The organism is Gilvimarinus chinensis DSM 19667 (assembly GCF_000377745.1).
Classification (GTDB): domain Bacteria; phylum Pseudomonadota; class Gammaproteobacteria; order Pseudomonadales; family Cellvibrionaceae; genus Gilvimarinus; species Gilvimarinus chinensis.
Map to the genome: position 1 here is coordinate 248774 of NZ_KB898706.1, position 20269 is coordinate 269042.

The window sequence follows — 20269 nt, forward strand, 5'->3', positions numbered from 1 at the left end:
GCGGAAAAATTCCCTTAAGTATAAACATAGACCCACACTCAGTGGCTATAAATGCTATAAGTCCAGACGAACAATGATGGAGATCTTATTATGGCTAATTATTGGTTAACCAGTGGCCTGCTGGCGCTTTTACTCAGTGGTTGCAGCCCGGAGCAACCACAGCAGACAGAATCCGTTTCCAGCAAGGGCTTGGCAGCGGCCGAAGAAAAAACGTCTAGCTATGGACCCGAGAGCTGGAAAGATATTATCCCAGCCTCATGCAGCCATTTTTTTGATGGTTGCAATACCTGCACTCGCGCCCCGGATGCAGAGGTGGCCGCCTGTACTCGCAAAGCCTGTATGGCCTATAAAAAACCGCGCTGCCTGGACAACGAAACGGCTGCGGCCGAATATCAGCAGACGGATTACCAGTGCCAGGGCGGCGAGTCGTTTAAAGTGTTTCGCGGTGAATATCGCGCCGGTGACATGCGGGTAAAACTGGAGGAGGATGAAATTTGGCTCTCGGATACGCAAACGCGCACCGCGCACCGAATGCAAAAAGTGCCCAGCGCTTCGGGAGAGAAGTACAGTGACGGCAGTATTACATTTTGGGCTAAAGGGGCAGAGGCAATTGTGCAACAAGACGACAAAGTTTTGTACAAAGCTTGTACTCCCAGTGCTAATTAGGGTTGTTGCTTTAATCCGTCGTATTGCGCCTGTATGATTTTAGTGCTCAGGTAAGTTTTTTGTTTACATTTTCAAGGGAAAAGGAAACACGATGAAAATTCAACTAGCGGCTACAGGCGCTTTGTGCGCATGGGCATGTTTCTCTGCGACTGTCATGGCAGCTGAAGAAGGGGAGGTTCAGGATATGTCGGACCCGCTTGCCATTTACACTCAGGTGGGGGCGGGCATTACCGATAAAGGCCTAAACCTCAAAGTGGGTCAGTCCTATGATACCGGTAGCCCCACGACAGCGGGCATGAATTTGATTGAAGTAAAGGGAATTTACGGTGATGCATTGGGGTGGCGAGATGAAGATATCACCACCGATTCTGTCGATTCATTTCGCTTTCGTAATTTTACCGTGGATGTGACTAAAGGCCGTGGTAAACAAATAGACGCTACGGTTAACTTAAAGCAGAACCTGGTGGCGGAAAAGTCGGCTGATATTTCTTACGGTATTATGCAGGCTCTGCCCAAAATGGGACCGGTTAATTTATACCCTCTGGTGGGCGCTGGTGTATCCATGGGGGAGAACGCAATAGAAGACGATGGCTCTATCGATAGCGGCTATTCGATTATGGGTTTCTACGGTTTGGCCGGTATGTATGCCAAACTCGCCATTACCGATAAAATTTGGATTAACTACAACCCGTTTTGGTTAACGACCATCACAGGTTCTGACAATTACGAAGACAACTACTACGGCCGCGACAATGGCGATATTCTCACCCACGAGTTCGCGCTCAGTTATCAAATTACCCCGCGTTTTAATGTTCGCTATTTCGCCAATTGGAACGAGAATGTCGACTTTGACGATGGTGATCAACGGATCGAGTTTAACTACCAGCTTTAATTTGGAATGAGCCGAATCAAAGGTGTTTTACCCACAAAAAAGCCCCGGATGTCCGGGGCTTTTTTGTGTTACATGGCGAATTAATTACGCGGTACGGTAGCTTCCAAATTATCCAAACGTTCCATAGCATCTTTCATTTCAAAGGTTTTGTAGCTGATATTGCTCATGCTCAAGCTGGAACCTTTTTGGAAGGGATACTCAGGAATGGTTTTCAGGAACTTAGCCACTTGCATCTGAATGGGTACGAAAATCCACATGGTGTTTTCCGCGTACCATTTTAAGTACATCTCCGACTCCAGCGCACCTTTCTGGTAGGGGTCTGCACGCAGGTTAATCACCAGCGGCCAGGCGGGAGTTTCGCGGGTGGCAGTGTTAATGCCTCCTGACAAAGTGGCGAAATGCACTTTCCAGTCTTCATAGCGCACGGCGTTTAGCTCACCGGTAGCACCGAAGTAGAAAATCTCTTTACGAGGGGCCTCAGCTTCGCCTTTAAAATAGGGCAAAAAGTTGTAGCCGTCGGGGTGGATTTTCCATTTTTTGCCATTAGCGCGGTAGCCTTTTTTCAGCTTGTTCACCAAATCTGGCTCGCCAGCGGCGGCGGCGAAGGTAGGCATCCAGTCTTCGTGAGAGATAATGTCGTTGATTTTGGTGTTAGGTTTGATCACGCCAGGCCAGCGAACAACCAGAGGAATGCGGTGACCGCCTTCCCAGGTGGTGCCTTTCTCGCCGTGGAAGGGGGTGGTGCCGCCGTCCGGCCAGCTGATGGTTTCGGCACCGTTATCGGTGGAGTACATCACAATGGTGTTGTCGGCAATTTTCAACTCATCGAGCTTGTCCAATAAAACCCCGACAGTTTTGTCGTGTTCAACCATGCCGTCTGGGTACAGGCCAATGCCGGTCGTGCCCTGAGACTCTGGCTTGAGATGAGTCCACACGTGCATGCGGGTGGTGTTCATCCACACGAAGAAAGGCTTGTCTTGTTTTACCGCGCGATCAATGAAGTCCAAAGCAGCGGATAAGAACTCGTCGTCCGCAGTTTCCATACGTTTTTTGGTCAGGGGCCCAGTGTCTTCAATTTTACCGTCGGCCGTTGAGCGCAGTACGCCCCGTGGGCCAAACTTTTTACGGAACTCTGGGTCTTTGGGGTAGTAGTAGCTTTCTGGCTCTTCTTCGGCATTCAGGTGGTACAGATTACCGAAAAATTCATCAAAACCGTGATTGGTTGGCAGGTGTTTATCTTGATCACCTAGGTGGTTCTTACCGAACTGGCCAGTAGTGTAGCCCTGCTCTTTGAGAATGTCGCCAATGGTGGGAGTCCAGTCCGGAATACCGTGATCGGACCCAGGCATGCCGATGGTGAGCAGGCCAGTACGGAATGGGTGTTGCCCCAGAATGAACGACGCTCGGCCAGCGGTGCATGACTGTTGCGCGTAGGCATCAGTAAACATAGCGCCTTCGTTGGCAATACGGTCAATGTTGGGGGTTTGGTAGCCCATAATGCCGTGGTTATAGGCACTGATGTTATGAACACCGATATCATCACCCCAGATCACCAAGATGTTAGGTTTATCGGCAGCTTGAGTGGCGGCGGATGCACCGAGACTGAGCGCGGTCAAAGCAACAAGCTTTTTCCACTGTGCTTTAAATGTAAACACGATCTAACTCCTTTAGCTATGGCAGGTTGGCAGATTAATGCGCAAACACGGTTTGCTATTTGAATCAGCCTTTATCTATAACAAGAGGTGAGCCCGAATGAACGGCTGAATCTCGTCCTAGAAGTTCTGAGTATATAACTTAAATTATTGCTTGCCCAAGGCATGCGCTACTTTTTTATGTGTCATAACAATGTCATGAAGGCGAGGTCTCGCAAGGCCATAAAGTTGTTAGCCAGCGGAGCCGCTATTTTTATACCGGTAAGCTGTGCCAGAATACACCTATCGTAATAAGCAAGTAGTAATGTGGGGCTGAGGGTGGCGTTAGGACGACTGAAAAATAAGTGGCGCAGCAAAAAAGTGGTTGTTTTGCTAACCGCTATAACGGGTATGGTGAGTTTGTGTGGCTATGGCTTTAGCTATGGTTACAGTGGTGGAGCTAAGCCTAAAGCTGAATGCGCTAGCTGCCACCAACAGCAAGTCAAAGACTGGCAGAGTTCGCATCACTTTCACGCTATGGAACCTGCCACCCCAAACAGGGCTTTGGGTAATTTTGATAATCAGTCTTTAGCTTATCTGGAACAAACCGCTACTTTTACTCAGCGTGACAACACACTTTTTATCACCATGCCGGGCTTGGATGGCAAACAGCAGACCTTCCCGGTAGCGTACACCTTTGGTTATGAACCTTTGCAGCAATACATGTTTGATGCGGGCAAAGGAAAATTTCAGTTTTTCCCCTTCGCTTGGGACAGTCGCCCCAAAGAGCAGGGGGGGCAGCGCTGGTTTGTGTTACACCCAGAGCAAACACCGAGCGACGAGTTTCACTGGTCCAATATGGGGCAGAACTGGAACCAGATGTGTGCCGATTGCCACTCGACGGATTTTCGCAAAGGCTTTGACGTGGCAACCCAATCCTATAACTCCATTTATTCAGCGGTTAACGTCAGTTGCGCCGCCTGTCATGGCAGCGCCGAGAACCACCTAAAGTGGGCGGCTGGCGACGAGTCCATCGCAAATAAGGGCTACAGCTCTTATATAGGCACAAAAACGCCTATGTTCCGCGAGAATGATCAGGGGCTGATGCAGGCTATTGCTGAAATTAAGCCCAGTCAGCAAGTGCAGGTATGCGCCAGTTGTCATTCGCGTCGAGCGGCCTTTTCGGACAGTAAAGCTCCTGATGACTACCATCACACTTATCAGCCAGCCCTGATTACGGAAGGCTTGTATCACGCTGATGGCCAGATTTGGGATGAGGATTACGTGTGGGGATCGTTCACGCAAAGCAAAATGTACGAGGCCGGAGTGACGTGTACCAACTGCCATAACCCTCACTCTGGACAGTTAAAGCTGCCCGGCAATCAGGTGTGCACTCAATGTCATACTCAAGCGACGTATGATGACCGTAGCCACCATGGGCATCCGGCGGGTGCTGTAGGCAGCGCTTGCGTTGACTGCCACATGCCCAGCACAACGTATATGCAGATTGACCCACGGCGTGACCACAGTTTTAAAGTTCCCCGCCCGGATTTAAGTCAGTCGCTGAAAATACCCAACGCCTGTAACAGTTGCCATGAGGATAAAACGGCCAAGTGGGCCGAGGAGCAAATTCGTCAGTGGCACCCGGACAGTACGCGGATGGGAAGTGAGCATTTCGCTACGGCTTTTCATAAAGGTGATACCGGGGCCAGTGACGCCGGACAAGAGTTGACCAAAATCGCACAGGACTCGCGTTACCCAGATATCATTCGTGCATCGGCTTTGTACCGCATGGCACAGACGCCAGGTCGCAATGCGGTGGTAGCCATAGCCCGGTCGGTACGTGATAAAGACCCGCTTAAACGGCAGGCGGCTATTACCGCAGCGGCTAATTATCCCGATCCCGATAAATGGCGCATGCTGAGTCCCTTGCTCAATGACGAGCATTTACCCATTCGCGCAGAGGCCGCTCGTGCGCTGGCCCGTATGTTAGTGCAGCCCCCGGAAACGGCATTAAATGACAGCGATAAAGCGCGATTAAAAAAGGCGCTGGAAGAATATCGTGAGGTGCAGGCCTACCAGTCTGATCGTGGCTTCTCGCACACCAACCTGGGTAATTTAGAGCATGAGTTGGGACGGGCAAAAAGCGCTGAAAACCACTATCGAAAGGCCATTGAAATTGAACCGATATTTATGCCCGCCTACGTTAATTTGGCGGATGTATACCGGCTGCGCCAAAATGAAACTAAAGCCCAAGAAGTACTCAAGCAAGCGCTTGCGGTAAATGGCAACGCCTCTACGGTGCGCTATGCACTCGCCATGAGCTATATTCGCCAAGGTGAAAAACAAAAAGCTTTACCTGAGTTGCAAGCGGCGGCCAGCGCTTCTGACACCAGCGCTAACTTTATTTACACCTACGGCTTGTTACTACAAGATATGGGGCGTATATCAGATGCGGTGATGCAAATGCAAAAGGCGTATCAACTGCAGCCTGGCAACCCTGACATTAGTTACACCATGTCAGGTCTGTATGCACAGCTGAAACAATACGATCGCGCATTATTCTACGCTAAAAAGCTAAACTCGCTGGTGCCTGGTAATCCGCAAATTCAGCAGATGGTGCGGGAACTGGAACAGTATCAAAAGGATTGAGGGTGAAAGAGTCGGTATGAACACACTGGAGCAAATCAAGGCGCTAAAAAAACGCATCGCGGCCAGCATTATTGGCCAGGAAGAAGTTGTCGACCGTTTGCTGATTGGCTTACTGGCCAATGGTAACTTACTGCTTGAGGGGCTACCGGGGCTGGCGAAAACGCGAGCCATTAAAGCCCTAGCAAAAAATATGGTAAGCGAGTTCAGCCGGGTGCAGTTTACTCCCGACTTGCTGCCGTCTGATATTACCGGCTCGGAAGTCTTTCATCAGACACCCGATGGCGGCGAATTTCACTTTGACCCCGGCCCCATTTTCGCCAACATTGTATTAGCCGATGAAATTAACCGCGCCCCGGCTAAGGTACAGTCAGCGCTGTTGGAAGCCATGGAAGAGCGGCAGATAACGGTTAATGGTAAAAGCCACGCCATGGAGCCGTTGTTTATGGTGCTGGCCACGCAAAACCCGGTGGAGCAGGAGGGGACTTACCCCTTACCCGAGGCGCAGCTGGATCGCTTTTTAATGAAAATCAACATCGAGTACCCGACGGTCGAAGATGAAGTCAAAGTGATTGAGTTGGTGCGTCTTGAAGAGCAGCAGACTCAGGGTGCTAAACCGCACAGCGAAAATCCGCGAACCGAGCAAAGCGTTATCTTTACGGCCCGCCAAGAAATAGCCCAGATTAGTGTAGATCCCGCTATGGCTCGATATATGGCAGACCTGGTTTATGCCACTCGAACTCCTGAAAAATACGACACCGAACTGGCAAGCTGGATAGATATCGGTGTCTCACCTCGCGCGTCCATCTCGCTGGATAAATGCGCCCGCACCCAGGCTTGGTTAAATGGTCGAACGGATGTACTCCCCGAAGATATTCGCGCTATTGCCAAAGACGTTATGCGCCACCGTATCGCCCTCAGTTATCAAGCCCAGGGGGCTGGTCTGGATGCCGATGCCGTAATTGATAAAATTATCGAGCTGGTTGCATTACCTTAGGGGGCGACATGTCGACAACCCCAAAAGTGACTGCTGAGCTTGACCCAAGAATTTATACAGACTTTGCACATTTAAAAAGTTTGCAAAGACATGCTCGCAAACTCCATTTTCTGCCCCGTCACAACAGTAAAAGCATTCTCTCCGGTAGGCACGGATCGCGTATGCGTGGGCGAGGCTTAAGTTTCGAAGAGCTGCGTGATTATCGCGTCGGTGATGATATCCGTACCATGGACTGGCGTGTCACCGCCCGTACAGGTAAGCCCCATGTGCGTGTGTATGCAGAAGAAAAAGATCGCTCGGCGCTGCTTATTGTGGATCAGCGAATGAGCATGTTTTTTGGCTCCGAGCACAACATGAAATCTGTTACTGCAAGCGAGGCCGCTGCGCTCTGTGCTTACGGTATTTTTGAACGTGGTGACCGAGTAGGCGCGGTACTGTTTAACGACAACGAAGTACATGCGTATAAGCCCAGTAAAAGGGCTCGCTCGTTAGAGCAAATAATTCGCGCGCTGGCTGAATGCAATCTCGCCCTTAATTGTGATGAGCCGGCCGCTAAGCCCATGCACTTGAACCTGCCGCTTAAAACAGCCGCGGAACTGGCCGGTCACGACCAGTTGATTATCGTGATCAGTGACTTTGATGAGATTGACGCTCAAACAGAAAACTATCTCGGCCAGCTGAGTGCGCACAATGATGTCGTATTAGTGCAAGTGGTTGATCCCATGGCGCGCGCTCTGCCAGAAAATATGCAAATGGTTGTCAGCGATGGCCGTTTACAAATGACTTTAGATACCAGTCACCGCCAGACTCACGCCAAATTGCAAAGTAGCTTCACCGAGCGAGTAGAGAAAATTGGCCACTGGCGCGAGCGAATAAACCTGTCTGTGATGGAGTTAAGCACCGCAGGCGATACTTTTATGCAGATGGCCGAAGCGCTGGCGGTGCGGAGGTAAGTCATGGGTGATAACGCCACCGATAACAGTGATCTGGAAGGACTGGAGATTTACCAGCTGTTTGAGTTAATGCAACCGCTGGAAGCCGCCGATCCGATATCTATGATTCCTCAGGGGCCTGGCTGGTGGGTATTAATGGGCCTGATATTGTTGTTGCTGGGTTTACTGTTAGGCTGGCGCTATTACCGCCGTTATCAAAATCGCTATCGCCTCTATGCGATTGCCGAGATTAACGCTTTGGGTGATGATTACAACCCTCTCGAAATCAGCGCGATTCTTAAACGCTGTCTGCTGAGTCATACGCCGCGTACAGAAGTGGCGGCTTTGACGGGCGAGCCATGGTGTGAATATTTAAATGCTCGGGTGGATAACCGGGTAACGTTTACTGACTTCTACCTCTTACGCAAAAGCCACAATTTTGATCGTGCAGCACTTAAGCGACAGGCGATTTACTGGTTAGAAAATTATACGGTGGCTACATGATCGTATTTAAGCACTTGTGGCTTCTCGCTCTGTTGCCTATTCCGTTGTTGGCTTATTTTTTGTTGCCAGCCCTGCGCCAGCGTGCGCTTGCGATCCGAATTCCATTTTTTAATCTGGCAGCCGAAGTGTCAGGTGCGAGAGTTGGGGCTGGCAGTCAAGTGTTTACTAAGCCGCTGTGGGATCTTATCGCCGGGTTATTAATGTGGGTGCTTTTGGTATTGGCACTCGCCGAGCCGGTAAAACTGGGCGAGCCTATTCAGGAAAAAGTGATCAGTCGCGATATTATGCTGGCAATTGATTTATCCGGCTCGATGGGAGAAAAAGATTTTCCCGATACCAATGGCGAAACAATCCAGCGCTTGCAGGCAGTTAAAAACGTGGTATCGCAATACATCAGCGACCGCAGTGAAGACCGTATAGGTTTAATCGTATTTGGTACCCGCGCTTATATACAGGTGCCCTTTACTCAGGACTTGGCCAGCGCTGAAGAAATTCTGCGAGAGTCCTCTGTATCAATAGCCGGGCCGCATACCGCTATTGGGGATGCTATAGGGCTGGCCATTAAACATTTTGAGTCCTCAAAGGTAAAAGATCGGGTGTTAATTCTACTTACCGATGGTGCCGATACTGGTTCGCGAATGTCACCTTTAAATGCCGCCCATATTGCGGCAGAAGACGGAGTTAAAATATTTACCATTGGTATTGGCGATGAGCATGGAGAGGGACAGTATCGGGTGGACTTTGATACCTTGCGAAAAATTGCCGAGATCACAGGGGCGGCATTTTACTCGGCTCAAGATTCAAACGCTCTGAGCCAGGTCTATACCGAAATCGATAAAATCGCCGCGACCACCAGTGAAAAGCCCATACAGCGCAGCGAGCAGGCGCTGTTAGTTTACCCGCTGGTGGCGGCACTTGGGCTTTTAATCCTGTCCTTTATCATCAGTGTTATCCGTGTGTTGCTGATGGAGCGCCGCCATGTTTGATTTTCATTTTTTGCGCCCCGAGCTCTTACTGAGCTTGCCTGTGCTGGCCCTGCTTTATTGGATGCTGCGTAGGCGTTTAGTAAGCAAAGCCAATTGGCAGGAGCATATCCCCGCGCATTTGGTTAAAGCATTAACTCCTCGTCAAACCTTGCGGGATAAATTTAAACCGGTTGATCTGGTTGCCGTTCTCTCCTTGTTATTGGTGATCGCGGCAGCCGGTCCAGCATGGTATAAAACGGTGGATGATCAACAGCAGTCACCTCCTATTGTATTGGTCTTAAAGCTGGGGAAAACCATGCTGGCCAACGATATCCAACCGAATCGGTTGACCCGTGCAAAACAAAAAATAACCGACTTACTCTCGTTTCGTGCCGGGGCAAAAACCGCATTAATTGTCTATGCCGATAGCAGTCACAAAGTGCTGCCAATGACCGAAGACAATCGCGTATTTCAGCCCTTTGTAGAGGCGCTGAGCCCCGACCTTATGCCCAACAACGATTCGCTGGGCGCGGACGACGCGGCTGCCGCCATCGCTCTGGCCACACAGGAAGTCGATCGTGCGGGTGAGGGGGTAGTGGTGCTGATGGCTGATAACCTGCAGCCGGGCGAAGTGGAAAAATTAAAGCAGAGCCAGACGCCGTTCATTTGGTGGCAATTTGCCACTGAAGAAGGAGGCGTTATTGTCAACGAGAGTGGCGCCTACCAGAGCGATGAGCGAGGACGGTCGTTAACTTTTGGGTTGAATCCCACCATCGTCGCAGAACTGCCCCACGTTATTACTCAGAAAGTTACTTTGAATAATCAGGATTTATTGGCTTTGGATAAGTCAGTGGGTGAGTTACAGCGTCGTGCCCTGCGTGAGAATTCCGACGCTCCCTATAAGGACATGGCCTGGTATTTTATCTGGCCGGTACTGGTGCTAATGGCGCTGTGGTTCCGCAAAGGGTTTACCTCCACTGGCGCTCAGGTTGGATCGCGCGGTGCGGCCCCGGTGTTGGTGGCAGTGTTTATCGGCTTTACCGTGCAGCCGCAAACAGCGCGCGCCGATGTTCTGGATTGGTTTGTTACGCCCGATCAACAAGGCTATTGGCATTATCAGCAGAATCATTTTGAACGGGCGGCGCAAGTATTTGACGACCCCATGTGGAAAGCTACCGCGCTTTATGAAGAGGGTAAATACAGTCAGGCCGCAAACTTATTTGCCACAATTGGCAGCCTTGAAGCTATGTACAACCGAGCCAATGCGTTGCTAAAAGGGCATCAATACTATGAGGCTGTCGCCGCTTATCAGCAGGTGCTAAAAGAAAATCCCGAGTTTGCCAAAGCAGAGCGTAATCTTGCGATTACCCAGGCTATTATTCAGGAGCTGATTGACGCCGGAGATAATATCGATTTAGAGCAAAGTGTATCGTTGGAAGTAGACGATAAAAAAGCCGCACCCGAAAAAGAAGGCGGTAAAACTCAAGAGTACCAAGTAGGGGATACATTATCGGAAGACGCGCGAGAGCAGTGGATGCGCAGCGTAGATTCGGATATGAGTGATTTTCTCTCGGCTCAGTTTGCCAATGAGGTAAACAGCCCGGGAGGTGGTCGTGAATAAAATGATAGTTGTTTTGGTGTTGTGCTTTATTTCCTGGTCGGTTGTGGCTGAGCCAAGAATAACCTCAGCAGTTAGTGATGAGCAGGTAATGGTGGGGCAAATAAACACATTATCGGTCAAAATTCTGGTACCCACATGGTTTACTAAGCCGGTGTATTTTGACGAGGTTGAGGCGGTGAATATTATCAGCCTTACCACCAATAAAAGCTCTTACCCTGTATCAGAGCGCGTCAACGGCGAAACCTGGTCCGGCATTGTCAAAGATTACACGGTGGTGCCTATGGCGGCCGGTAGTTTTACGTTAAATTTTACGCCTTTAACGCTGCACTTTAGTGGTGAAAATGGCGCATCGCAAAGCATTGAAGTTACGCCTCCGCCGGTTACCTTTAATGCCTTTATACCGCCAGAGGCGCGGAATTTGGAACCATTAATCATTGCCGATGATGTTGATCTGCAGCAATCATTTACGGCGCAAGATCAGTTAACAGTAGGTGACAGTGTAAGCCGCTCGCTGATTGCTCGAGTCAGTGGCAGCTCGTCCTTGTTTTTACCGCCGTTATTACAAGCGTTCGAAGGTGACACCGTTTCATCCTATCAGCGAAGCCCGGTGAGTAAGGATGAAGTAGATGATGGACAGGTTAACGGTGTGCGCACCGAGCAGCAGGATGTGTTGATTAAAAAGTCGGGAGAGATGGTTTTTGCTGACATCTCACTGCGTTATTATCAGCCCAGCTCGGGCGAGATGATAGAGGTCACAGCTGAGGGGCGAGTGTTTGAGATCGCCAAGTCGCCCGCTACAGCGGCGGAAAAAATGATTTACCTATTGCTGGCGATGTTTGGGTTGCTGATTTTTGCGCTATTGATTCGCTGGCTGAGGCAGCGCTATAAAAAGTATCAGCAAACCGAGCCTGCACGTTTTCGTCGGGCGCGCGAGGCTCTGGTAAAACCCGCTCGAGGCTGTGAAGCAGCTTTACATGAGTGGCACAATAGTTGGCCTGCTGAGTTACGTCATCAAACTTCGCGGCAAAAAGAATACAGCGCGCTTATGCTGGCATTAGAGGCGCGAATTTATCTTCCGAAATCTCAAGTTGGAACAACCAGCGAGATGGTAGAGCAGCTAAACGCTTATCGCCATGCGCTGCAACAAATGCAGAGTAGCAAGCGCACAAAGTTGCAACCGCTTAACCCTTAGCCGCGTTAGCCTTGGCGAATTGCCTAGGTGCGCAGTGACGTCAGCTGCTCATCCAATTGTTGCATAATAGTTTCCAGTTCAATGCCCGCTTGATCGGATTCGGTCGTCATGCTTGCAAGACGGTTTGCGGCGTCGCCGATAATCGTTAAGTTTCGGCTGATTTCTTCACTGACTGCACTTTGCTCTTCTGCAGCGGTTGCCACTTGGGTAATGTTGTCTGCAATGGCGTTAACGTCTTCAACCACTGTTTTAAGAGATTCGTAAGAAGCCTGAGTGTTGAGTTTTGTATCTTCGGCTTTCTCATTGCTGCTGGCAATGATCGCTACTGAACGAGCTACCCCCTCTTTGAGATTGGATATTAAATCGTTAATTTCATTGGTGCTGTCTTGGGTTTTACTGGCGAGACTACGGACTTCATCGGCAACCACAGCAAAACCACGGCCCTGCTCGCCAGCGCGCGCGGCTTCAATAGCCGCATTCAGGGCGAGTAGGTTGGTCTGCTCTGCAATGGCCCGGATAACGTCAAGAATACGGTTTATGTCTTCGGTACGGTTTGATACGTCGCGAATGCTATCGCTGGCAGACAGCATGTCTTGAGTTAGCGCTTCGACTTGGGTGACCGAGCTGGCCAGCGATTCACGAGAATTGATAACGGTATCCAGCGAACGCGTTGCATTGCTGGCTACGTCCGCTGCTAGCTGAGATACGCTGGAGGCTGTTTGCGACATTTCATTGGTAGCAGTGACGACGCTGTCAATTTCTTTTTGTTGCTCTCCCGTAGCTTCAGCCGCCCGCGCATTAATGGTCTTGAACTGAATGGCTGAGTTTTTAGCACTTGCGCCAATGTTTTTTAGCTCAAGCACCATGTGCCGTAGTTTGGTAATGAAGGCGTTAAACCCCTGGCTTAACGACATCAGCTCTGCGTGGGTTTGTATTTCAATACTGCGGCTCAGGTCGCCTTCTTGACTGGCGAGGTTGTGCACACGTTCATCGAGCTGGCGGATAGGGCTGACAATAGAGCGCACTAAAAAGAGCAATACAAACATGATAACCGCAGTGCTGAGCAGGGCAATAATAATCTCGGTACGTAAAAGTGAGGCAAGGTTATCATCAATGGTTTTCGTCAGTGCTGCGGTAGAGGCGAGAACCACTTGGTCGGGTAACTCAAGAAGCAATGACCAAGTGGTACCAGAGGACGTAATCGTTAACGCAGATGAGACGTAATAAATTCCATCCTTATGTAAAAACTGATGGCGCTCTTGGTGAAGGCTCAGCAGTTGTCCGTTCAAGGTGTCACGCGCTTCTTTGAGTGGTCGGGTGAGGTGCTTGGTGTATTCACTGGAGCCGACAATTAACCCTTTTTCGCTGAGCAGGGTGACGCGGCTTTGGCCTTGATACAGCTCTTTTTGTAATTGATCAATTAATCGTTGAATAATGGGCAGGTTGATATCGATTCCAACCACTCCGCGAAAACTTCCTTGGGCGATTATAGGGCTGGTAAGACTGGTCATCAGCTCACTGTAGCCATCCCGTATTTCGTAAAAATAGGGCTCGAGCATGCAGGCATTATTTGTATCCTTTGAGCATAAAAACCATTCGGCTTCGCGTTGGCCGAACTCATCAGTATCTTGCAGATATTTTTCACTGGAGTCGACCACCCGTTCTTGAACCAGTTGATCATTTTTGTCACGAATCCAATAAATCTCTAAACCACCGGTATCGGGAACGGTATGTAAAGCATCGGTGTTCAGGTAATCGCTATCTGAGCTGTCGTAAGCATTGGCTTCAAATTGCGCGTATAGAGCGCTGATATCAGGATGGCTGCGCAGTGTTTCGGCCACTAACTGGTTGAGTTGGGAGCGACTTAAGGGCTCGGTGGTTGACTCGGTCTCCGCAACATTGGCCGCCAGGCTGTTAGCCAGTGTATCGGAAACTCTAAACACACCATTGAGATAACCTGATATCGAGTTTCCTAAACTAGAGGCTTCGCTTTGCAGGCGGCCGAGTACCTCCTTCTCCATTGTCTTCTGTGTTTGCTCAACAAGCTGTGATTTCATGCCGTTGAGACTGTAGGCCAGTTGAGCGACTAACATCACTAGCAAGAGGACAAACGCGATGGCAATCACGCTCAGCAATTTCGTTTTTAGTGAGCGGAACATGTTTTTCTCCGGGAACCCTTAAAGCATATTCAGTTATCGGGAGTCTTCTGGAAAAATTGAGAAAAATTTCTATTTTGGGTTAATTTGTTAACCTCGGGGCCAGATGAGCTTCTAGATAATGAACCAGCAGTCGAACTTTGGGGGACAGTCGTCGGCTGGGCGGGTAAAGCGCCCAAATGCCTTCTTGTCCAGGAGCATAATTTTGTAATAACGGAATCAATAACCCCTGTGCTAACTCACTTTGCAGGTAATAATCAGGAAGTTGGATAAGCCCTAACCCTTTTAACGCAGCATCGACCAGACTGGGGCCACTATTGCAGCGTAAATTGCCATTAACACGAACCGTGCGCGCGCGCCCGTTCTCGCTAAACCGCCAATAGTCTAAAGTGCCCAGAAGGCAGTTGTGCTGCGAGAGTTCTTCCAGGCTGTAAGGTTGTCCGGCACGGGCTAAATAGTCGGGCGCGGCACAGACGATAGGCGTTCTTTCGCATAGCTTGCGGGCAATTACGCGGCTGTCCTCTAGGGGGCCAAGTCGAAGGGCCAGGTCGAGTCCCTCGTCCATTAAGTCCAGGCGCTGGTTGGTGAGCCGCAGATCGATACGAAGCTTAGGGTGTTGACAGGCAAAGTCATTGATCAGCGGGGCGACGTACTGCTCGCCAAATGACACCGGGGCGGTCATTCTCAATGCCCCGGTGGGGCTGGATTGTAAGTCATCAAGGGCATTCTCGGCACCGGCCAAGGCATCGAGTATTTGGCGGCAGTGCTGGTAAAACACCTGGCCCTCTTCTGTTAAACCCACTTTGCGAGTTGTGCGGTTGAGCAGGCGTGTATTCATGCGGGCCTCGCGAGCTTTTATTTGGCGGCTGACTTGGGCGATAGACATGCCCAGCTTATCGGCGGCCGCGGTAAAACTGCCGCTCTCCGTTACCGCTACAAACTCTTCGATGCCATCCCAAGTGCCCATATATTATTACCCGTGTGTAAAAATGTTTTGCTGTATGTGGCTATTATTACTTTGCTGTAGGTAATTACAATAGTGGTTTTCGATGAATGAGTGGAGAACAAGATGATTAAGTCCCGTGCAGCCGTGGCCTGGGGGCCAGGAAAGCCTTTAAGCATTGAAGTTGTCGATGTGATGCCGCCCAAGGCCGGTGAAGTATTGATACGAGTAGTCGCAAGTGGTGTGTGTCACACCGACGCCTTTACGTTGTCGGGCGATGATCCAGAGGGTAACTGGCCCGCGATTTTAGGTCATGAGGGAGGCGGTATTGTCGAGCAAGTGGGCGAGGGTGTGACCAGTGTGCAGGTGGGGGACCATGTGATTCCTCTTTACACCCCCGAATGTGGCGAATGTAAATTCTGTACCTCTGGGAAAACCAACTTGTGCCAAAAAATTCGCGAAACTCAAGGCAAGGGTTTAATGCCGGACGGTACCACCCGCTTTTATAAAGATGGCGAACCTATTTATCACTATATGGGTTGTTCGACGTTCTCGGAATACACGGTATTACCCGAAATATCGCTGGCCAAAGTAAACAAATCGGCGCCTTTAGAAGAGGTGTGCCTGCTCGGCTGCGGTGTCACCACAGGCATGGGCGCTGTGCTTAATACAGCCAAAGTGCAGAAAGGAGACTCTGTCGCCATTTTTGGTTTGGGCGGTATTGGTCTGTCGGCCATTATTGGCGCGACCATGGCCGGTGCGGGCCGTATTCTGGCAATAGACCTCAACGAGAAGAAATTTGAGTTGGCCAAGCAGCTGGGCGCCACTGATTGCATAAATCCGAAAGATTACGACAAGCCTATTCAGGAAGTGATTGTCGAGCTAACCGATGGCGGTGTGGATTTCTCCTTTGAATGTATCGGCAATGTGGATGTGATGCGTTCAGCGCTGGAGTGCTGTCATAAAGGGTGGGGCGAGTCGGTCATTATTGGCGTTGCCGGCGCCGGGCAGGAAATCAGCACGCGGCCTTTCCAGTTGGTAACCGGAAGAGTCTGGCGCGGTACAGCATTTGGTGGGGTAAAAGGTCGCACAGAGCTGCCGGGTATTGTTGAGGATTACCTCGCGGGTAAATTTAAGCTCAGCGACTTCATTACTCACACTATGCCATTGGATGATATCAACGAAGCCTTTGACCTAATGCACGAAGGTGAGAGCATTCGTAGCGTCATTCACTTTCAGCAGGAGGCGAAATGAGTATAGAGGCCATTAGCAGTAATAAATGTTTCGGTGGCTGGCACAAGCGCTATGCCCATAAGTCCGAAGTACTTAATTGCAACATGGAATTTGCCATTTACTTACCGCCTGTGGTGTCCGAAGGTAAAAGTGTGCCCGTGGTCTATTGGTTGTCTGGGCTTACCTGTACCGACGAGAATTTTATGCAGAAGGCGGGGGCACAGCGTGTGGCTGCTGAGCTGGGGATCGCCATAGTCGCACCCGATACGAGCCCCAGAGGGGATGGCGTGCCTGATGATACTGAGGGGGCTTATGACTTCGGGTTAGGGGCAGGATTTTATTTGAACGCTACCCAGGAGCCTTGGGCTGCGCATTATCGAATGTACGATTATGTGGTGAATGAACTGCCGGACTTGGTTGAAAAATATTTTCCTGTAACAGGTAAGCGTGCCATTAGTGGACACTCAATGGGGGGGCATGGGGCCTTGACGGTTGCTCTTAAAAACCCTCAGCGCTATAGCTCTGTTACGGCTTTTAGCCCCATTAGTAATCCAATGGAGTGCCCTTGGGGTAAGAAGGCTTTTACACATTATTTGGGTAATGATACCCGGTTGTGGAAAGAGTATGACGCGAGTGAGCTGATGGCGGCGGGTGGAAGTGTTCCGGCTTTGGTTGATCAGGGCGAGAGTGATTCTTTTTTGACTGAGCAGCTAAAGCCTGATGCGTTAAAAAAATCAGCCGATAAGAGTGGTTATCCGCTAACTCTCAGGCTGCAGCCTGGATATGACCACAGCTATTATTTTATCGCCAGTTTTATTGAGGAGCATTTTCGGTTTCATATAAGCCATTTGTAGTGTTGAATGCGGGCCGAACAATGTTTCGGCCTGCATTTTTGGCTTCGTATAATTGTTGGTCTGCCCGTTCAATCCAGTCATCCCAGGATTCGCCCTCTTTATGTTGGGCGCAGCCAAATGAGGCTGTAATACCTAATGTGCTTGCAATGCTCCCTCGCAGGGCCTCGGCTAGCTGGCAGGCTCCTGAAAGCTCTGTGTTGTTGAGAAGCAGGAGAAATTCTTCGCCGCCGTAGCGATACACATCATCACTTTCTGATCGCAGCCGACTTTTAATAAGTGTCGCCACAGATTGTAAAGTATTGTCTCCTGCCTCGTGGCCGTGTTGATCATTAATTATTTTAAAATGGTCTAGATCCATAAGAATAAGAGCGCTTGGTGAGAGCTCCTTTTTTTGTTGAGTGTAGCGAAGAACTTTCGGCGATTACCTACGCCGGTAAGAGCGTCCATATGGGCCCAATTATCTAATAATTGGTGTTGATCATCTGTTTTCCAGGCAAAAATTCCGGCAAATGCTGCTACCAGAGCAATGGATACCATTAAGTCAAAAAATTCCATCTGCTCGGGGAAGTGAGACGCTAATGGCAATAGCATAAAAAATAACACGACATTAATTATTATTGCTGCCCGCAAATTAAGCAGAAAAAAGTTCGCCAGAATAATTGGGTACATCCAATATATCATTGGCTGTGGGTTCAGGTAACTCATACCCAGCCCCGCCAAACTGTAGAAACTTGCGGCGATAATACTGGACGCCTCAGAGCGTCCGTAAATCAGGTGATAGCGAAACATACTCGCCACACCCAGAGTAATCACAGCATCAAGGCCCGCGATAACCCAATCACCTTTTAGCGCACGAATTATGGCAAAGGGGCCAATAGCCAGAACTGCGCAACCTGATAACAACGTCGCCATGGCGAGGCGAAAATCTTCTCGTAACTTTTTTAGCATAGAACAGGGCACCCTCGTTCGTGCCTGCCCGGAAGTGGAGTACTAAACATAGCAGTCATTCGCTGCTGCGACAATGATCAGCGAATGACTGAAAGTGGGTTAGGGGGTAATCTGGAAGATCACACTGATATGCTTTTCAAGCGTAATATGTTGAGGGGCAAAAAGCTCAAACCGCCCACCACCGCCGGCACGGTCATACTGTGCTTCGCTCATGGCAAACTTGGCCAAAGGCTGGCTGAAGTCTCCTGCTTGGCTGATGGCGTATACGCTGCTGATCTTTACGTCCAGGCCGTAGGCCATCTCTTGCGCGCGCCGTTTCGCATCTTTCGCTGCTTTGGCGGTCAATTCACGGGTGAGAGACTCTCGCTGAGTTACATCAAACTCGGCATTTAGGCGCTCGGTATTGGGCATGCGTAACAGTTCATTAACAATTGCTTCGTATTTCTCCAGACCGTTAATGTGAAGAATGAACCGTTGAGTGACTTCGTACCCTGTAATCTTTAGCAGCCCGCTTGCGGGGTCACGCTCGCGCCGAGTTTGTTTATCGATTGCCCAGGTTTCTATGTCTTTACGAGTTAAGCCCTTTTCTTTAACCAAACTCACGATATCAGAGGCTCGCTGTGTGACGACATCGACTGCTTGGTTGGCGTCATTCTCTGTTGCGCTTATTTGAAACTGAAGTGTGACCATGTCCGGAGCAACCTCGATTTTAGCTTCACCGGTGACGCTAATGTGAGGAAAGTCGGGCATTGATTGGGCAAGACTGGATCCAGAGGCCAGTATCAGTGATACGCTGAGTAAAAAATTGGCTAGTTTAATCATGTAGTCTCCTGAGTGACAGGGGTTGAGTAAAGTCTTAAAGGTTTAGTTTCCTGGTGTGGGTACATCTTTGGGTGACACTGACTCTTCTTGTGTTTTATCGAGGGCGAGTTCAACTTCTTGTTGCGTAGCTTCTGGCGCTTCCTGCTGCTGGTACTCAGCGGGGGTGAATGCCAGTTCGGTAAATAAAGCAAAATGATCTGAGCCGAAAGGTTTGAGACGAAACATTCGCACTAGAGAAAAGTGACTTGAGTGAAATACATGATCCAGTGGCCAGCGTAATAGTCTGTATTTGGCATGAAACGTGTTAAACATGCCCCGCCCAATCCTTGGGTCTAAGAGACGGCTGACGGTGCGGAAGGAGCGAGTTGTTTTAGACCAGGCTACATCGTTTAAATCGCCAGTGACAATGACAGGATTCTTCTGGTTTCGCAGCTTTTGAGCGACCACCAATAGCTCAGCGTCCCGTTCCGTTGATTCGCTGTTTTCAGTGGGGCTTGGTGGTGCGGGGTGAAGAAAATGGCAGCGAACCCTGTCCCCGCTGGCTAACTCTACCTGAGCATGCATTGAGGGCTTATCCTCTTCCACCAAATACTCGATGCTGGCGTCGTGTAATGGTAATCGTGAATAGAGGTGCATTCCATAAAGATTATCTAAAGGACATTTGAGAGTATAAGGGTATTCTGGCTGCAAAGCGTCCAGCTGGTTTTGCCACCACTGATCTGACTCTAAAGTGACCACAATATCTGGTTTATGTTCCTGGATTTGACTGAGCAGCTTTTCGGCCTGTCGGTTAGGGGTTAGCACATTAGCCGTTAACAGTTTGATGCGTGGTATATGTGGATGATGCGGAGCGGGGTTTACCTCAGTGGGCGCTAAGCGAGTATAGGGAATGATCCACCAAAGTTGCCGGGTGAGGGCGGCGACGCCTACAGCAATCAGCCCCCAGCTGAACAGGCTGTCCAGAGGTAAGGTAAACAGTTCAGTAATTAAAAGTACTACCCACAAGCAAGCAATTTGCAGTCTAGGGAAGTCTAGAACACGTACGGGCCAATAAGATAAGTGTAAAAGTGGGATAAGGGTGGTTAGCAATAAAATGATGGTTAGAGTGAAGTTGAAAGTTAGCATTGGGAAGGCCAGATTCCTTGTTGTAAGTAACAGTCTGCTGGAGTGTGCTGCAATACAGTGTATATTTTACTTAAAATAAGCGCATAAATTACTCTCGATAATTGTTTTGTCTCTGTTAACAGACGACATTGTGCCGTAA

General features: G+C 49.7%; 18 protein-coding genes. 11 read left to right on the top strand and 7 right to left on the bottom strand.

What is annotated here, in order from left to right:
* Positions 1-90 precede the first annotated feature (90 nt).
* Positions 91-666, top strand: a complete 576-nt coding sequence (locus D568_RS18810) for an MliC family protein (RefSeq protein ID WP_020207719.1) — start codon at positions 91-93, stop codon at positions 664-666.
* Positions 667-757: 91 nt separating this feature from the next.
* On the top strand, positions 758-1558 hold the full coding sequence (locus tag D568_RS0101155; RefSeq protein WP_051083982.1) for a hypothetical protein: 801 nt from the start codon (positions 758-760) through the stop codon (positions 1556-1558).
* Positions 1559-1638: 80 nt separating this feature from the next.
* On the opposite strand, the gene D568_RS0101160 is transcribed toward D568_RS0101155, so the two are convergent.
* Positions 1639-3213 (bottom strand): arylsulfatase, encoded by a 1575-nt coding sequence (locus D568_RS0101160; protein ID WP_020207721.1) that lies wholly within the window; start codon positions 3211-3213, stop codon positions 1639-1641.
* A gap of 315 nt (positions 3214-3528) precedes the next feature.
* Between D568_RS0101160 and D568_RS0101165 the strand changes: the two genes are divergently transcribed.
* Genes D568_RS0101165 through D568_RS0101195 form a run of 7 tightly spaced genes read left to right on the top strand, consistent with a single transcriptional unit; the run spans position 3529 to position 12049 of the window.
* Positions 3529-5841 carry an ammonia-forming cytochrome c nitrite reductase subunit c552 gene (locus D568_RS0101165; RefSeq protein ID WP_020207722.1) on the top strand — a complete coding sequence of 771 codons (2313 nt, stop codon included), beginning with the start codon at positions 3529-3531 and terminating at the stop codon, positions 5839-5841.
* A 16-nt stretch (positions 5842-5857) separates the two neighbouring features.
* A complete protein-coding gene (locus D568_RS0101170) occupies positions 5858-6835 on the top strand; it encodes an AAA family ATPase (protein ID WP_020207723.1) in 978 nt (325 codons plus the stop codon).
* A gap of 8 nt (positions 6836-6843) precedes the next feature.
* The gene (locus tag D568_RS0101175; RefSeq protein ID WP_026286773.1) at positions 6844-7788 is read left to right on the top strand and encodes a DUF58 domain-containing protein; all 945 of its coding nucleotides are present in this window, start codon (positions 6844-6846) and stop codon (positions 7786-7788) included.
* A gap of 3 nt (positions 7789-7791) precedes the next feature.
* On the top strand, positions 7792-8271 hold the full coding sequence (locus D568_RS20825) for a DUF4381 domain-containing protein (RefSeq protein WP_020207725.1): 480 nt from the start codon (positions 7792-7794) through the stop codon (positions 8269-8271).
* Entirely contained in the window at positions 8268-9257 is a 990-nt protein-coding gene (locus tag D568_RS0101185) for a VWA domain-containing protein (protein WP_020207726.1), read from the top strand. Before D568_RS20825 ends, D568_RS0101185 begins: the two co-directional genes overlap by 4 nt.
* Positions 9250-10857, top strand: coding sequence for a vWA domain-containing protein (locus D568_RS0101190; protein ID WP_020207727.1), 1608 nt, complete (start codon positions 9250-9252; stop codon positions 10855-10857). Before D568_RS0101185 ends, D568_RS0101190 begins: the two co-directional genes overlap by 8 nt.
* Positions 10850-12049 (top strand): BatD family protein, encoded by a 1200-nt coding sequence (locus D568_RS0101195; protein ID WP_020207728.1) that lies wholly within the window; start codon positions 10850-10852, stop codon positions 12047-12049. Before D568_RS0101190 ends, D568_RS0101195 begins: the two co-directional genes overlap by 8 nt.
* 23 nt (positions 12050-12072) lie before the next feature.
* Here D568_RS0101195 and D568_RS0101200 read toward each other — a convergent pair whose 3' ends face one another.
* Positions 12073-14208, bottom strand: a complete 2136-nt coding sequence (locus D568_RS0101200; RefSeq protein ID WP_020207729.1) for a methyl-accepting chemotaxis protein — start codon at positions 14206-14208, stop codon at positions 12073-12075.
* Positions 14209-14287: 79 nt separating this feature from the next.
* Positions 14288-15172 carry a LysR family transcriptional regulator gene (locus D568_RS0101205; RefSeq protein WP_020207730.1) on the bottom strand — a complete coding sequence of 295 codons (885 nt, stop codon included), beginning with the start codon at positions 15170-15172 and terminating at the stop codon, positions 14288-14290.
* A 102-nt stretch (positions 15173-15274) separates the two neighbouring features.
* On the opposite strand from D568_RS0101205, the gene D568_RS0101210 reads away from it, so the two are divergent.
* Entirely contained in the window at positions 15275-16402 is a 1128-nt protein-coding gene (locus D568_RS0101210; protein ID WP_020207731.1) for an S-(hydroxymethyl)glutathione dehydrogenase/class III alcohol dehydrogenase, read from the top strand.
* A complete protein-coding gene (gene fghA / locus D568_RS0101215) occupies positions 16399-17235 on the top strand; it encodes an S-formylglutathione hydrolase (protein WP_020207732.1) in 837 nt (278 codons plus the stop codon). The genes D568_RS0101210 and fghA overlap by 4 nt, the downstream gene beginning before the upstream one ends.
* Here the strand turns inward: fghA and D568_RS18820 are convergent.
* The 4 genes from D568_RS18820 to D568_RS0101235 all read right to left on the bottom strand — a co-directional run bounded on the left by D568_RS18820 (position 17195) and on the right by D568_RS0101235 (position 20130).
* Positions 17195-17593, bottom strand: a complete 399-nt coding sequence (locus D568_RS18820; protein ID WP_020207733.1) for a GGDEF domain-containing protein — start codon at positions 17591-17593, stop codon at positions 17195-17197. The two genes, fghA and D568_RS18820, sit on opposite strands and share 41 nt — an antisense overlap.
* A complete protein-coding gene (locus tag D568_RS0101225) occupies positions 17584-18183 on the bottom strand; it encodes a hypothetical protein (protein WP_020207734.1) in 600 nt (199 codons plus the stop codon). Before D568_RS0101225 ends, D568_RS18820 begins: the two co-directional genes overlap by 10 nt.
* A 99-nt stretch (positions 18184-18282) precedes the next feature.
* Positions 18283-19005, bottom strand: coding sequence for an SIMPL domain-containing protein (locus D568_RS0101230; RefSeq protein WP_020207735.1), 723 nt, complete (start codon positions 19003-19005; stop codon positions 18283-18285).
* Between the two features lie 42 nt (positions 19006-19047).
* Positions 19048-20130, bottom strand: a complete 1083-nt coding sequence (locus tag D568_RS0101235; protein ID WP_020207736.1) for an endonuclease/exonuclease/phosphatase family protein — start codon at positions 20128-20130, stop codon at positions 19048-19050.
* Between the last annotated feature and the right edge of the window lie 139 nt (positions 20131-20269).

What these genes read in the sequence shown, in the direction of transcription:
- D568_RS18810 (WP_020207719.1), top strand. Translation starts at nt 91, where the DNA reads ATGGCTAATTATTGGTTAACCAGTGGCCTGCTGGCGCTTTTACTCAGT.
- D568_RS0101155 (WP_051083982.1), top strand. Translation starts at nt 758, where the DNA reads ATGAAAATTCAACTAGCGGCTACAGGCGCTTTGTGCGCATGGGCATGT.
- D568_RS0101170 (WP_020207723.1), top strand. Translation starts at nt 5,858, where the DNA reads ATGAACACACTGGAGCAAATCAAGGCGCTAAAAAAACGCATCGCGGCC.
- D568_RS0101175 (WP_026286773.1), top strand. Translation starts at nt 6,844, where the DNA reads ATGTCGACAACCCCAAAAGTGACTGCTGAGCTTGACCCAAGAATTTAT.
- D568_RS20825 (WP_020207725.1), top strand. Translation starts at nt 7,792, where the DNA reads ATGGGTGATAACGCCACCGATAACAGTGATCTGGAAGGACTGGAGATT.
- D568_RS0101185 (WP_020207726.1), top strand. Translation starts at nt 8,268, where the DNA reads ATGATCGTATTTAAGCACTTGTGGCTTCTCGCTCTGTTGCCTATTCCG.
- D568_RS0101190 (WP_020207727.1), top strand. Translation starts at nt 9,250, where the DNA reads ATGTTTGATTTTCATTTTTTGCGCCCCGAGCTCTTACTGAGCTTGCCT.
- D568_RS0101200 (WP_020207729.1), bottom strand. Translation starts at nt 14,208, where the DNA reads ATGTTCCGCTCACTAAAAACGAAATTGCTGAGCGTGATTGCCATCGCG.
- D568_RS0101205 (WP_020207730.1), bottom strand. Translation starts at nt 15,172, where the DNA reads ATGGGCACTTGGGATGGCATCGAAGAGTTTGTAGCGGTAACGGAGAGC.
- D568_RS0101210 (WP_020207731.1), top strand. Translation starts at nt 15,275, where the DNA reads ATGATTAAGTCCCGTGCAGCCGTGGCCTGGGGGCCAGGAAAGCCTTTA.
- fghA (WP_020207732.1), top strand. Translation starts at nt 16,399, where the DNA reads ATGAGTATAGAGGCCATTAGCAGTAATAAATGTTTCGGTGGCTGGCAC.
- D568_RS18820 (WP_020207733.1), bottom strand. Translation starts at nt 17,593, where the DNA reads ATGGATCTAGACCATTTTAAAATAATTAATGATCAACACGGCCACGAG.
- D568_RS0101225 (WP_020207734.1), bottom strand. Translation starts at nt 18,183, where the DNA reads ATGCTAAAAAAGTTACGAGAAGATTTTCGCCTCGCCATGGCGACGTTG.
- D568_RS0101230 (WP_020207735.1), bottom strand. Translation starts at nt 19,005, where the DNA reads ATGATTAAACTAGCCAATTTTTTACTCAGCGTATCACTGATACTGGCC.
- D568_RS0101235 (WP_020207736.1), bottom strand. Translation starts at nt 20,130, where the DNA reads ATGCTAACTTTCAACTTCACTCTAACCATCATTTTATTGCTAACCACC.